This window comes from Nocardioides sp. Soil805 (assembly GCF_001429625.1).
GTDB lineage: Bacteria > Actinomycetota > Actinomycetes > Propionibacteriales > Nocardioidaceae > Nocardioides.
Genome location: NZ_LMSU01000007.1, coordinates 66,807 through 80,521, shown reverse-complemented (window position 1 = coordinate 80,521; position 13,715 = coordinate 66,807). Strand labels below are relative to the sequence as shown.

General features: G+C 72.8%; 10 protein-coding genes and 1 pseudogene. 4 read left to right on the top strand and 7 right to left on the bottom strand.

Features of this window, described 5'->3' with window-relative positions:
- Positions 1–502 precede the first annotated feature (502 nt).
- From ASG94_RS22495 to ASG94_RS20935, 4 genes and pseudogenes are all read right to left on the bottom strand, one after another.
- Positions 503–817: pseudogene (locus ASG94_RS22495) on the bottom strand (hypothetical protein); the annotation flags it as partial.
- A 312-nt stretch (positions 818–1,129) separates the two neighbouring features.
- Positions 1,130–1,924, bottom strand: a complete 795-nt coding sequence (locus tag ASG94_RS20945; protein ID WP_056928431.1) for an NAD-dependent epimerase/dehydratase family protein — start codon at positions 1,922–1,924, stop codon at positions 1,130–1,132.
- On the bottom strand, positions 1,924–2,730 hold the full coding sequence (locus ASG94_RS20940; RefSeq protein ID WP_056928430.1) for a purine-nucleoside phosphorylase: 807 nt from the start codon (positions 2,728–2,730) through the stop codon (positions 1,924–1,926). Before ASG94_RS20940 ends, ASG94_RS20945 begins: the two co-directional genes overlap by 1 nt.
- A 27-nt stretch (positions 2,731–2,757) precedes the next feature.
- Positions 2,758–3,210 carry a gamma-glutamylcyclotransferase family protein gene (locus ASG94_RS20935; protein ID WP_056928429.1) on the bottom strand — a complete coding sequence of 151 codons (453 nt, stop codon included), beginning with the start codon at positions 3,208–3,210 and terminating at the stop codon, positions 2,758–2,760.
- A gap of 46 nt (positions 3,211–3,256) precedes the next feature.
- Here ASG94_RS20935 and lpdA point away from each other — a divergent pair, with 46 nt between their 5' ends.
- Positions 3,257–4,660, top strand: a complete 1,404-nt coding sequence (gene lpdA, locus ASG94_RS20930; RefSeq protein ID WP_056928428.1) for a dihydrolipoyl dehydrogenase — start codon at positions 3,257–3,259, stop codon at positions 4,658–4,660.
- A 14-nt stretch (positions 4,661–4,674) separates the two neighbouring features.
- A complete protein-coding gene (locus ASG94_RS20925) occupies positions 4,675–6,066 on the top strand; it encodes an NAD(P)H-quinone dehydrogenase (RefSeq protein WP_056928445.1) in 1,392 nt (463 codons plus the stop codon).
- Between the two features lie 16 nt (positions 6,067–6,082).
- Here ASG94_RS20925 and ASG94_RS20920 read toward each other — a convergent pair whose 3' ends face one another.
- Complete coding sequence (locus tag ASG94_RS20920; protein ID WP_056928427.1) at positions 6,083–6,904, bottom strand: hypothetical protein; 822 nt, start codon at positions 6,902–6,904, stop codon at positions 6,083–6,085.
- A 161-nt stretch (positions 6,905–7,065) separates the two neighbouring features.
- Here ASG94_RS20920 and ASG94_RS20915 point away from each other — a divergent pair, with 161 nt between their 5' ends.
- Positions 7,066–8,292: a SpoIID/LytB domain-containing protein gene (locus ASG94_RS20915; RefSeq protein ID WP_056928426.1), complete on the top strand. Its 1,227-nt coding sequence runs from the start codon at positions 7,066–7,068 to the stop codon at positions 8,290–8,292.
- Between the two features lie 21 nt (positions 8,293–8,313).
- Here the strand turns inward: ASG94_RS20915 and ASG94_RS20910 are convergent, their stop codons facing one another.
- On the bottom strand, positions 8,314–11,706 hold the full coding sequence (locus ASG94_RS20910) for a pyruvate carboxylase (protein WP_056928425.1): 3,393 nt from the start codon (positions 11,704–11,706) through the stop codon (positions 8,314–8,316).
- A gap of 94 nt (positions 11,707–11,800) precedes the next feature.
- On the opposite strand from ASG94_RS20910, the gene ASG94_RS20905 reads away from it, so the two are divergent.
- Positions 11,801–12,766 (top strand): SGNH/GDSL hydrolase family protein, encoded by a 966-nt coding sequence (locus ASG94_RS20905; protein ID WP_056928424.1) that lies wholly within the window; start codon positions 11,801–11,803, stop codon positions 12,764–12,766.
- 1 nt (position 12,767) lies between these two features.
- Here ASG94_RS20905 and ASG94_RS20900 read toward each other — a convergent pair whose 3' ends face one another.
- Positions 12,768–13,706: an NAD-dependent epimerase/dehydratase family protein gene (locus tag ASG94_RS20900; RefSeq protein ID WP_056928423.1), complete on the bottom strand. Its 939-nt coding sequence runs from the start codon at positions 13,704–13,706 to the stop codon at positions 12,768–12,770.
- Positions 13,707–13,715 lie beyond the last annotated feature (9 nt).

Genomic DNA, 13,715 nt, shown 5'->3' with positions numbered 1-13,715 from the left:
ATGGTCCCGTCGTAGGAGGCCTGCTGGGTGTCGAAGGTGACGTGCCGCTTGTCCGCACTCTTCTCCAGGGCATCAGCCACCTGATCGGGCATGAACCGCGCCTTCGCCTCGTCCACCACCCGCCCCAGCTGAGCGGGCGTCAGCCGCGACGCACACCAGAACACCTGCCCATCGACATACGTCGCCGCTTCCAGGGAAAGGTCGATGGTCGTGTCGGCGACCAACCGTGCCCGCCACCCCGCGACAAGGCCCGCCTGCNGCGGGCGTCAGCCGCGACGCACACCAGAACACCTGCCCATCGACATACGTCGCCGCTTCCAGGGAAAGGTCGATGGTCGTGTCGGCGACCAACCGTGCCCGCCACCCCGCGACAAGTCCCGCCCGGACCGCACCCCACAGCTGGGGAAGGCGGTAGGCCAGCTCGACGCACTGCGACAGGAAGTGCCCGGCACTGTCGTTGGTGCGACCCAGCATCGTCGCGAACTCCGGCACGCAGAACTCNCTGGGGAAGGCGGTAGGCCAGCTCGACGCACTGCGACAGGAAGTGCCCGGCACTGTCGTTGGTGCGACCCAGCATCGTCGCGAACTCCGGCACGCAGAACTCATCGATCGCCGGCGACCCCTCACCCGCGAACGTCTTCGGAGAGGTGAAGCACGCCTCCGCGAACCCCGGATCCGCCAGGTGCAGGTCGGCCCAATGCACGCCGAGACGCATCATCTCCACGTCGAGCCTCTCGGCCGCCTGCTTGTGGTCACGCACCGCCCGCAGCAACGCAGCCGGGGTCTCCGGCAGCGCAGGTGCAGCGGTCGATGTCATGGGTCAAGCCAAGCAGGGACCACCGACAACGAGACCCCGAAGACAGGGGTTCGACCGGCATGTGGACACGACTTTCCGACGGACCTGGGCTCGGCTCGACGCACGCTCGCCGGACGGCGTACCGAAGTGCATGACGGTGCCCGCTCGGCACGATCCAGGTGCCAGGAAGTGCCCGCTCGGCACGATCCAGGTGCCAAGAAGTGCCCGCTCGGCGTACCGAAGTGCACGAAAGTGCCCGGTCGGCAGCTCCCACGTGTCAGGAAGGGGGGAGGTCGGCGGGTACTAAGTGTCAGGAAGTGCCCGGTCGGCGTGTCAGTCCCCGAGCGCCGGGCGGTGGAACTGCTCGAGCGCGAAGGGGCCGCCGACGTACGCCGCCTCGTCGTCGTCCTCGGCCCGCTCCGGGACGCGGTCGGCGAACGCCTCCGCGTCGTCGAGCGGCTCGTAGCCCAGCCGGCGGCCGGGCTCGAGGTCCCACCAGGCGCGTGTGTTGGCGCTGATGCCGTACAGGACCGCGAAGCCGGGGGAGGGGGCGGTGAGCGCTGCCTCGACCATCCGCACGCAGTCGTCGTGGGAGAGCCACGTGGACAGGTTGCGGCGGGTGGCCGGCTCGTCGAGGAAGGATCCGATGCGGCAGGCGACGGCGTCGACGGCGTAGCGGTCGGCGTACAGCCGCAGGACCGCCTCGGCGGCGACCTTGCCCACGCCGTAGAACGTGTCGGGGCGCGGGAGGGCGTCGTCGGAGACGAGGTCGCGGCGAGGGGTGCGCCCGACGGCGTGGTTGGACGAGGCGTAGACGATGCGCGGGACCCGGTGCGCCACCATCGCGTCGAGCAGGGCGGCGGTCGTGACGACGTGCGAGGTCAGCGACGCCGGCAGCGAGGCCTCGTCCGGGTGTCCCGCGAGGTGCACGACGGCGTCGAGGCGCTCGGCCTCGAAGACCGCCATCACCGCGTCGGGGTCCGCGCAGTCGGCCGTGTGCCAGGTGCCGGTGAAGCCCTCCGGCTCCGGGACCAGGTCGAGGCCGACGACCTCGTGGTCGCGGTCGCAGAGCCCGAGCGTGACGACGCGGCCGATCGAGCCGGCGGCACCGGTGACGAGGACGCGCATCAGATGCGGGGGACGATCTGGCCGAGCAGGTCGCCCATCCGGGACGCGGCCGCCTTGCCCGCCTCGAGGACCTCCTCGTGGTTGAGGGGCTCGCCGCTGATCCCGGCCGCGAGGTTGGTGACCAGGCTGATCCCGAGCACCTCCAGGCCGGCCTCGCGCGCCGCGATCGCCTCGAGCGTCGTGCTCATGCCCACGAGGTGGCCGCCGATGGCGCGGACCATGCCGATCTCGGCCGGGGTCTCGTAGTGCGGGCCGGGGAACTGCACGTAGACGCCCTCGTCGAGCGTCGGGTCGATCTCGCGGCACAGCTCGCGCAGCCGCGGGCTGTAGAGATCGGTGAGGTCCACGAAGTTGGCGCCCTCGATGGGGCTGGTCGCGGTGAGGTTGATGTGGTCGGAGATGAGCACCGGCTGGCCCGGCTCGAACGTCTCCTTGAGCCCACCGCACCCGTTGGTCAGCACGATGGCGCGGCAGCCGGCCGCGGCCGCCGTGCGCACGGGGTGGACGACCGCGGCGACGCCCTTGCCCTCGTAGAAGTGGGTACGGCTCAGGAAGACCAGGATCCGGCGACCGGCAACCTCGAGGCTGCGGATCCTGCCGCTGTGCCCGACGACGCCGGCGGCGTGGAAGCCCGGCAGGTCGGTGGTCGAGATCTCTGCGGTCGCCTCGCCGAGGGCGTCGACGGCGGGCAGCCAGCCGGAGCCGAGGACGAGGGCGATGTCGTGGCGCTCGACGCCGGTGAGCTCGGCGAGCTTCTCGGCGGCCTGGCGGGCGAGGTCTGCGGTGCTGGAGGCGGTGTCGTTCACGCGCCGAATACTAGGCGTGGGCCCGCCTCAGAGCCCCGTCGACCGGCACGCGCGCCGGCGCAGGGCGCCGACGTAGTCGGCCGGGGCGTCGGCGGCCTCGGCGGCGTCGGCGAGCACGCCGAGGTACGACGCGCTCGGCATCCCGCCCTCGTAGGCGTCCAGGACGTAGGCCCAGACCACCTGCTCGCCGGTCAACGTGGAGACGCGCACCCGGGTCTTGCGGTAGAGCCCGGTGTCGGCGGACTCCCACCGGTCGAGCTCGGTCTCGTCCTCGGGGGTCACGTCGTAGACCGCCACGAAGACCTGCTCGATGGGGTCCTCGACGATGGTCGCCAGGGCACCGTCCCAGCCGTGCTCCTCGCCTCCGAAGGTCAGCCGCCACCCCGTCAGCCACCCCGTGGCACGCAGCGGGGAGTGCGGACAGCGCTCGCTCATGCGGGCGGGGTCGAGGTTGGTCCCGTAGGCGGCGTACAAGGTCACCCGGCCAAGGCTAGCGACGTCGGGGCCGAGGGCTAGTCTGTGGCCCGTGACCGACACGCACTTCGACACCCTCGTCCTCGGCGCCGGCCCCGGTGGCTACGTCGCCGCCATCCGCGCCTCCCAGCTCGGCCAGAAGGTCGCCGTGGTGGAGAAGAAGTACTGGGGCGGTGTCTGCCTCAACGTCGGGTGCATCCCGTCCAAGGCGCTGCTGAAGAACGCCGAGCTGGCGCACACGCTCCAGCACGAGAAGGCGAAGTTCGGCATCGAGGGCGACGCCACCATGTCGTTCGGACCGACCCACAAGCGCTCCCGCGACGTCAGCGCGGGGATCGTCAAGGGCGTCCACTTCCTGATGAAGAAGAACAAGATCACCGAGGTCGACGGCTGGGGCACCCTCACCGGCCCGAAGAGCCTCGACGTCAAGGACGACGACGGCAACGTCACGTCCTACACGTGCGACAACCTCATCATCGCCACCGGCGCCACCGTCCGCCTCGTGCCCGGCGTGACCCTGAGCGACAACGTGGTGACCTACGAGGAGCAGATCCTCACCGACCATCTCCCGGAGTCGATCATCATCGGCGGCTCGGGCGCCATCGGCGTCGAGTTCGCCTACGTGATGGCCAACTTCGGCGTGGACGTGACGATCGTGGAGTTCCTCGACCGGATGGTGCCCACCGAGGACGCCGACATCTCCAAGGAGCTCGCCAAGCACTACAAGAAGCTCGGCGTGAAGGTCCTCACCAGCACGGCCGTCAAGGGCGTCGAGGACACCGGCTCCGGCGTCAAGGTCACCGTCGCGCCGGCCGCGGGTGGCGACACCCAGGTCCTGGAGGCCGGCAAGTTCCTGGCCGCCTTCGGCTTCGCGCCGCGCGTCGAGGGCTACGGCCTCGAGGCCGCCGGCGTCGAGCTCACCGAGCGCGGCGCGATCAAGATCGACGACTACATGCGCACCAACGTCGAGGGCGTCTACGCCATCGGCGACTGCACCGGCAAGATGATGCTCGCCCACGTCGCCGAGGCGATGGGCGTCGTCGCGGCCGAGACCATCAACGACGCCGAGACCATGCCGATCAACTACGACATGGTCCCGCGCGCGACCTACTGCATGCCGCAGATCGCGTCCTTCGGCTACTCCGAGGCGCAGGCGAAGGAGAAGGGCTACGACGTCAAGACGTCGTCGTTCCCGTTCACCGCCAACGGCAAGGCGATGGGCCTCGGCGAGGCGTTCGGCTTCGTGAAGGTCGTGGCCGACGCCGAGCACAACGAGATCCTCGGCGCCCACATCATCGGTCCCGGCGTCACCGAGCTGCTGCCCGTGCTGACCCTGGCCCAGCAGTGGGACCTCACCGCCGACGAGGTGGCACGCAACGTCTTCGCGCACCCGACCCTCACCGAGGCCGTCAAGGAAGCCGTGCACGGCATCGCCGGTCACATGATCAACCTGTGATGGCCGCTGCGCGCATGGACAGGGTCGTCATCATCGGTGGTGGCCCCGGCGGCTACGAGGCGGCCCACGTGGCCGCCCAGCTCGGCGCCGAGGTCACCGTGGTGGACACCGACGGGGTGGGCGGCTCGGCGGTCCTCACCGACTGCGTGCCCTCCAAGACCCTCATCGCGACCGCCGAGCTGATGACCGAGGTGTCGGAGTCGGCCGAGCTCGGGATCGACTTCGCCGACCACGAGGGCGATGCCGCGACCACCATCAAGGTCGACCTCGGCAAGGTCAACGCCCGCGTCAAGCAGCTGGCCGCCGACCAGTCGTCCGACATCGCGGCCCGCCTGGACCGCGACGGCGTCCGCGTCGTGCGCGGCCGCGGCCGCCTGGCGGCCGGGATGACCGTCGTGGCGACGCTGCCCGACGGCTCCGAGGAGACGCTGGAGGCCGACGCGATCCTGGTGGCCACCGGTGCCGCCCCGCGCACCCTCGAGTCCGCCCAGCCCGACGGCGAACGGATCCTCACCTGGGAGCAGGTCTACGACCTCGACGAGGTCCCGGACAAGCTCATCGTCGTCGGCTCGGGGGTCACCGGTGCGGAGTTCGCCAGCGCCTACCTCGCGCTCGGGATCCCGGTCACCCTCGTCAGCTCCCGCGACCGGGTGCTGCCCGGCGAGGACGCCGACGCCTCGGCGGTCCTCGAGGAGGTCGCCACCCGGCGTGGCATGGAGGTGCTCAGCCAGTCGCGGATGCAGTCGGTGACCCGCGAGGGCGACACGGTCACCGTCACCCTCACCGACGGTCGCACCGTCACCGGCTCGCACTGCATCCTGGCCCTCGGCTCGGTCCCCAACACCGCGGACCTCGGCCTCGAGGACGCGGGCGTCGCCACCGACGACGCGGGCTTCATCACCGTCGACCGGGTCTCCCGGACGTCCGCACGGGGCGTGTACGCCGCCGGCGACTGCACCGGGATCCTGATGCTGGCCTCGGTGGCCGCCATGCAGGGCCGGATCGCCATGTGGCACTTCCTCGGCGACGCGGTCTCCCCGCTGGACCTCAAGAAGGTCTCCTCCAACGTCTTCACCTCGCCGGAGATCGCCACCGTCGGGTGGTCCCAGAAGGCCGTCGAGGAGGGCGAGATCCGGGCGGAGGTCGTCACCCTGCCCCTGGCCGGCAACGCCCGCGCCAAGATGCAGGGCGTGCGCGACGGCTTCGTCAAGCTCTTCATCCGTCCCGGCACCGGGATCATCGTCGGAGGAGTGGTGGTGGGGCCGCGGGCCTCCGAGCTGATCCATCCGGTCTCGATCGCCGTGGCCGAGTCGCTGACCGCCGACCAGCTCGCCCAGGCGTTCACGGTCTACCCGTCGATGAGCGGCTCGATCGCCGAGGCCGCCCGCAGGCTGCACCGGGTCTGAGGCCGGGCGGGGAGGCTCAGCCGTCCCCGCCGCCACCTCCACCGTCCCCGCCGCCCCCGACGTCTCCACCTCCACCTCCGCCGTCGCCGAAGCCCCCGCCGTCGGCGCCCCCGTGCCACCCCGAGTAGTCGTGGCCGCCGATCATCCCGCCGCCGTCCCACGCGCCGGGGTCGGTCCAGGCGGCGGCGTGGGCGACGCCGCTCCCGCCGCCGTCGCCGCGCGCCGTGGCCCCGGCGTAGAGCATGGTCAGCCGGTCGGCCTCCACCCGGTGCTCGTCCACCAGGTCGGCGTACCAGCCCTGCGCCCACGCGGCGTACAACGGACCGGAGGCGAACCACGCGACCCGCCGGTTGCCGAGGCGGACGAGCCGGACCTCGGGCTGCTCGCCGGCGGTCAGCCGCTCGTGGTCGCGGAAGCAGACCGGCACGACGCGCGGCACCCCGCCGGGCGGCGCCCACTCGACGTCGTGGGCCGCGGGCCCGTGGCCCGGGTCGAAGAAGCAGGGCTCGCGGCGGACGGGCGGCGGCAGCCCGTCGCGGGCGGCGAGCACGCAGGCCTGCGCGTGCCGGCCCCGGGCGAGCACCCGGGTGACGGCGCCGACCTCGGTGGCGGACCCGGCCGCCGAGAGCCGGGCCTTGGCGTCCTCGTAGGCGTCGAGGGCGCGCTGGTAGTCCGCACGCGACGCCTCGTCGAGCGGCGACGCGAGCGTGTCGACGTGGAGCTGAGCGAGCTCCTCACCGAACCGGGTGACGTCCTCGTCGGCCGCCCGGCGTACGTGCCGGAAGGCGTCGAGGGCGGCCAGCCGCTCCTCCTTGTGCCGACGGCCGAATCCCACCATGACCCGATGCTGCGCCCGCACCCCGTGGCGGGTCCAGACCCGCTCTGGACCGGTCCGGCGAACTACAACCGTGTAGTTGTCCGGGTTCGGTTGTGGGTCCGTGTGACGCATGGTGTCATCGAGCGTCACGCCAGTCACACCCGACTCAGGAGACGCACCAGATGCGCCGATCCAGCCGCCTGCTCGCCGTGGTCGGAGCGACCCTCCTGGTCGGCTCGGTCACCGCCGCGACCCCGTCGACGGCGAGCCGCAGCGCCGAGGTGTACGCCGTCGCCGGCCCCTCGACCATCACGCTCACCGGCCACGGCTACGGGCACGGCCACGGGATGTCGCAGTACGGCGCGGAGGGCGCGGCGCGTCAGGGGATGACGTGGCAGCAGATCATCGGGTTCTACTACCCCGGCACCTCATGGGGGGAGCTGCGGGGACCGATCTCGGTGTGGCTGAGCGGCGACACGACCGACGACGTCGTGGTGGCCGCGCAACAGGGCCTGACCGTCACCCGGCTGGCCCCGCGCAAGGCCTGGACGCTGCCGGCCAACGGGGCGCGGCAGTGGCGGGTCAACCCGCTGGCCGGCGGGCGCTCCCAGGTGCAGTTCGCGAAGACGGGCGGCTGGCGCACCTGGAAGGTCTTCCGGGGCGACGCCGAGTTCTCCGCGGCCAGGAAGTGGCTCACCCTGCTCACCCCGTCGGGCGCCAGGACCTACCGCGGTCGGATCCGGTCGGCCTCGCCCATGCCCGGTGGCACGGCGCGCGACACCGTCAACATCCTGAGCATGGAGTCCTACCTGCGCGGCGTCGTGCCGCTGGAGATCCCCGCGTCGTGGAGCCCGGACGCCGTGCGCGCCCAGGCGGTCGCCGCGCGCACCTACGCCGCCGCCGAGCGCTCGCACCCCAACGCCCGGCACTACGAGATCTGCGACACCACGGCGTGCCAGGTGTACGGCGGCATGGCGGTCGAGCACCCGGCGGCCACGCAGGCCGTCAAGGACACCGCGCGGCAGGGGCTGACCTACGACGGGCGCCCCGCCTTCACCCAGTTCTCCTCCAGCAGCGGCGGCTGGACCTCGGCCGGCTCCGCGCCGTACCTCGTCGCGCAGGAGGACCCGTACGACGGGTGGGACGGCAACGGCGTCCACGACTGGACCATGACCGTCGACGACGCCGCGCTCGAGCGCCACTACCCGGGGATCGGGGACCTGACGTCCATCGAGATCGCGGACCGCGACGGCAACGGGGACTGGGGCGGACGCGTGCAGGACATGACGCTCGTCGGCAGCCGCGGCCGGGCCGCGGTCACAGGTGACACGCTGCGCACGGTCCTGGGACTGCGGTCCTCGTGGTTCACCGTCAGCGTGGCCCCGCTGAGGGCGCGCGCGACGCGCTGACCCGGCGCGGCCACAGCCCGCTCAGCCCCGCAGCACCAGCACCAGGTCGCCGCCCTCGACGGCCTGTGTCCCCGGCACCGCGACCCGCTCGACTGTCCCGGCGCGCGGCGCCGTGATGGAGGCCTCCATCTTCATCGCCTCGATGGTCGCCACCGTCTGGCCGGCCTCGACCGTGTCCCCCTCGGCGACGCCGACCGTGACCACGCCGTCGAAGGGCGCGGCGACGTGGCCGCCGTGCGAGGGGTCGGCCTTCTCGGCGGCCGCGACCTCGGAGGCGACGTTGCGGTCGCGGACGCCGACGGGGCGCATCTGGCCGTTGAGGGTGCACATGACGGTGCGGATGCCGCGCTCGTCGGGGTCACCGATCGCCTCGAGCCCGATGAGCAGGCGCTTGCCCTCGTCGAGGTCGACGACGTGCTCCTGCCCACGGCGCAGGCCGTAGAGGTAGTCGATGGTGGGGAGCACGGACAGGTCACCGTACGTCTCCCGCGACTCCTTGAACTCCTTGGTCGGGCCGGCGAAGAGCAGCTGGTTGAGGGTGTCGCGCCGCTCGCGGGAGGACCCGGAGGTCAGCCCGGCGGACTGCTCGGGGCTCAGGTCGCCGACCGGCCTCTTCCACGTGCGGCCCTCGAGCGCCTTGGTGCGGAACGGCTCGGGCCAGCCGCCGGGCGGGTCGCCGAGCTCGCCGTTGAGGAAGCCGACGACCGAGTCCGGGATGTCGAAGGAGCCCGGGTCGGCCTGGAACTCCTGCGGGTCGGCGCCGACCGCGACGAGGTGCAGCGCGAGGTCGCCGACCACCTTGGACGACGGCGTCACCTTGACGACGTTGCCGAGGATGTCGTTGGCCGCGGCGTACATGTCCTCGACCTGCTCGAACTTCTCGCCGAGGCCCAGCGCGATGGCCTGCTGGCGCAGGTTGGAGAGCTGGCCGCCGGGGATCTCGTGGCGGTAGACGCGACCGGTCGGCGCCGGCAGCCCGGACTCGAAGGGCGCGTACACCCGCCGGGTGGCCTCCCAGTAGGGCTCGAGCGCGTTGACGCTGGCCAGCGACAGCCCCGTCTCGCGGGGACCGTGGTCGGTGGCGGAGACCAGCGCGGACAGCGGCGGCTGCGACGTCGTGCCGGCCATCGACGCGCAGGCGGCGTCGACCGCGTCGACCCCGGCGTCGATCGCTGCCAGCAGCGTCGCGAGCTGGCCGCCGGGGGTGTCGTGGGTGTGCAGGTGGACCGGGAGGTCGAACTCCTCGCGCAGCGCGGTCACCAGCGTCCGCGCGGCGGGGACGCGCAGCAGGCCGGCCATGTCCTTGATCGCCAGCACGTGGGCGCCGGCGTCGACGATCCGGCGGGCCAGGTCGAGGTAGTAGTCGAGGGTGTAGAGCGTCTCGTCAGGGTCCGACAGGTCGCCGGTGTAGCAGAGCGCGACCTCGGCGACGGTCGTGCCGGTGGCGCGCACCGCCTCGATGGCCGGGCGCATCTGCTCGACGTCGTTGAGCGCGTCGAAGATCCGGAAGACGTCGATGCCGGTCTCGGCGGCCTCGGCGACGAACGCCTCGGTGACCTCGGTCGGGTACGGCGTGTAGCCGACCGTGTTGCGACCGCGCAGCAGCATCTGGAGGCAGATGTTGGGCACTGCCTGGCGCAGCAGGGCCAGCCGCTCCCAGGGGTCCTCGGACAGGAAGCGCAGCGCCACGTCGTACGTCGCGCCGCCCCAGGCCTCGAGCGACCACAGCTCGGGGGTCGTGCGCGCCACGTGGCCGGCGACGCTGAGGAGGTCGCGGGTACGCACCCGGGTGGCGAGGAGCGACTGGTGGGCGTCGCGGAAGGTGGTGTCGGTGACGGCCACCCGGTCCTGGGCCCGCAGGGCGCGGGCGAACTCCTCGGGTCCGACGCTCAGCAGGTGCTGCCGGCTGCCGTCCGGTGCGGGCACGTCGAGGCTCACCGCGGGCAGCTTGGTCACCGGGTCGACCGTCACCGGCGCCGCGCCGTGCGGCTGGTTGACGGTGACGTCGGCGAGGTAGGTCAGCAGCTTGGAGCCGCGGTCGCCGGACGCGCGCGCCGAGAGCAGCTGCGGGTGGTCCTCGATGAACCCCGTCGTGAGCCGGCCGGCCGCGAAGTCGGGGTCGTCGAGCACGGCCTGGAGGAAGGCGATGTTGGTGGAGACGCCACGGATGCGGAACTCGGCGACCGCCCGGCGGGCCCGCTCGACGGCCTTCTCGAAGGTGCGCCCGCGGCAGGTCAGCTTGGCCAGCATCGAGTCGAAGTGGGCGCTCACCTCGGCACCGGTGTAGGTCGTGCCGCCGTCGATGCGCACGCCGGCGCCGCCGGGGGAGCGGTAGGTCGTGATCTTGCCGGTGTCGGGCCGGAAGCCGTTGGCGGGGTCCTCGGTGGTGATGCGGCACTGGAGGGCGGCGCCGCGCACGACGATGCCCTCCTGGGTCAGCCCCAGGTCGGCGAGGGTCTCGCCGGACGCGATGCGCATCTGCGACTGCACGAGGTCGACGTCGGTGATCTCCTCGGTGACCGTGTGCTCGACCTGGATGCGCGGGTTCATCTCGATGAAGACGTAGTTGCCGGCGGGGTCGAGCAGGAACTCGACCGTGCCCGCGTTGCGGTAGCCGATCTCGCGGGCGAAGCGCACGGCGTCGGCGCACATCCGGTCGCGCAGCTCGACGGGGAGGTTGGGCGCGGGCGCGATCTCCACGACCTTCTGGTGGCGACGCTGCACCGAGCAGTCGCGCTCGAAGAGGTGGATGACGTTGCCCTCGCCGTCGGCCAGGATCTGCACCTCGATGTGGCGCGGGTCGACGACCGCCTGCTCGATGAAGACCGTCGGGTCGCCGAAGGCACCCTCGGCCTCGCGCATGCAGGTCTCGATGGCCTCGCGCAGCGTCGCGCGGTCGTCGACCCGTCGCATGCCACGACCGCCGCCGCCGGCGACGGCCTTGACGAAGAGCGGCGCCGGGATGGCCTCCGCGGCCGCGACCAGCGCCTCGACGTCGGTGGAGGGCTCGACGGACTGGAGGGTGGGGACGCCGGCCGCCCTGGCCGCGGCGATGGCGCGGGCCTTGTTGCCGGTCAGGGTCAGCACGTCGGCGGTGGGCCCGATGAAGGTGATGCCGGCGTTGGCGCATGCCTCGGCGAGGGCGGGGTTCTCCGACAGGAACCCGTAGCCGGGGTAGACGGCGTCGGCGCCCGCGCGCACGGCGGTCGCCACGATCGCCTCGGGATCGAGGTAGGCCCGCACCGGGTGGCCGTGCTCGCCGATCTCGTAGGCCTCGTCGGCCTTGAGCCGGTGCTCGGACCAGCGGTCCTCGTGGGCGAAGACGGCGACCGTGCGCGCCCCGGTCTCGTACGCCGCACGGAACGCCCGGATCGCGATCTCGCCGCGGTTGGCCACCAGCACCTTGGAGAACATGGCGGCACGCTATCGACTGCGCGCTCCCACCGGTCGTTACCGGTCCGTAGGACGGGCACCGGGACCGTCACCGGCCCGGTGGCATGATCGGCAGGTGCCAGCCCCCACCCGCCGTCGTACCCTCGCGGTCGCGCTCGCGGCCGCCGTCCTCGGCCTGTCGGCGTGCTCGGGGGCCGACGGCTCCGCGAGCCTCACGGAGACCGAGGCGCCGACGTTCGGCGACCTGCCCGAGCAGATCGACTACGTCGCGCTCGGCGACTCCTACAGTGCCGGTCCGCTGGTCACCACCGTCCGCTCGGACCCCTCGGGGTGCGTGCGCTCGACCGACAACTACCCCGCCTTCCTGGCCGGGTGGCTCTCGGTGGAGTCCTACCGTGACGTGACCTGCTCGGCCGCCGACACCTCCGACCTCGCCGGGAGCCAGCAGGTCATCGGTGGCGAGCGCGTCGCGCCGCAGCTCGACGCCCTGTCGGAGGAGACCGACCTGGTCACGCTCGGCATCGGCGGCAACGACTTCGGGATCTTCTCCTCGCTCGTGGGCTGCGCGCCCGGAGGTGCGCGGGCCTGCCCGCCAGGGCTCCAGCAGCGCCTCCTCCGCGACGCCGGCCGGGTCCGGGCCCGCGTCGCCGGGGTCGTGCGCCAGGTCGCGGACCGGGCTCCCGGCGCGGAGGTCTACGTGGTCGGCTACCCGCAGGTGCTCCCCGCCGAGGACGGCTGCGAGGCGGCGCCGCTGCCGGGCGACCAGCTCGAGTCCGCGGCGGCCGTGGCCCAGCGGCTCAACGACTCCCTGCGCGCGGGCGCGGAGGCCGCCGGAGCGACGTACGTCGACCTCGACGAGGTCTCCGCCGGCCACGACGTCTGCGCCGGTCGCGAGGCCTGGATCAACGGGCCCGAGCTGCGACCGGGCATCGCGGCGCCCTTCCACCCGCTGCTCGCCGGCATGCGCGGGGTGGCTGAGGAGGTCTTCCGGACGGTGACCGGGGACGAGGCGCCGGAGGCCGAGACGGCCTCCCCGCCGCGCGACGCCGTGGTGCGCAACGAGGCCGCTGCGGCGGGCTGAGTCACGCCGCCGACCCCACGCTCCGCCACCAGTCGACGGTCTCCTTCACGCCCGTGGCGAGCGGCGTCGGCGCGAGTCCCAGCAGCTCCTGGCTCCGCGTGGAGTCGAGGACGAACGGCCTCGTGAACATGTACGACGTCTCCGCCAGCTCGCGGAGGTCCCGCGACACCACGCCTGCCGCCCGCAGCGACCACGCGGGCATCGCGGACATCCTCGGGACGGGCACGCCGCCCGCGGCCGCCACCTGCTCGACCAGCTCGCGCTGCGTCAGCGGGGGAGCGGTGGGCGCGTGCAGGAACGAGTCCCACAGGCTCGGCGTGGCCGCGGCGCGGACCATCGCGGCGGCGAGGTCGGGCACGTAGGTGAACGAGTGCGGCTGGTCGAGGCTGCCGAGCACCCGCATCGTCCGCCCGGCCAGCACGGTGGGCACCAGCCGCTCCCCGGCGTGCGCGTTGCGCACGAGCGGGCCGTAGAAGTCCGAGGCCGCCACGCTCACGGTGGGGGTCCCGGACGCCGCCCGCTGCGCCAGCAGCTCGGTGCGCACACCGAGCTTGCCGGTGGTGGCCGTGCGGGGCGTGTCCTCGGTGATCGGGCCGTCCACCGGTCCGTAGGAGTAGAGGCTCTCGGGGAAGACGACCACCGCGCCCACGCGCCCGGCGGCGGCCAGGACGTGGCGCTCGGCGACGGGCAGCTCGGCGCGCCAGGTGCGGGCGTCGTACCGCGAGCCGTGGATGCAGTGGTGGACGGCGACCGCTCCGTCGACGGCGGCGTCGAGCTGCTCGGGCCGGGAGACGTCGACGCGGCGACGCTCGACGAGGGGGTGCTCCGGCCCGCTGCCCGAGCGGGTCAGCAGCCGCACCTGCTGCCCCGACTCCGCGAGCTGCAGCGCGACGGTCGAGCCGACGGGACCGGCTCCGGTGACGACGTGGATGGCGTTCATGTCCTGCTC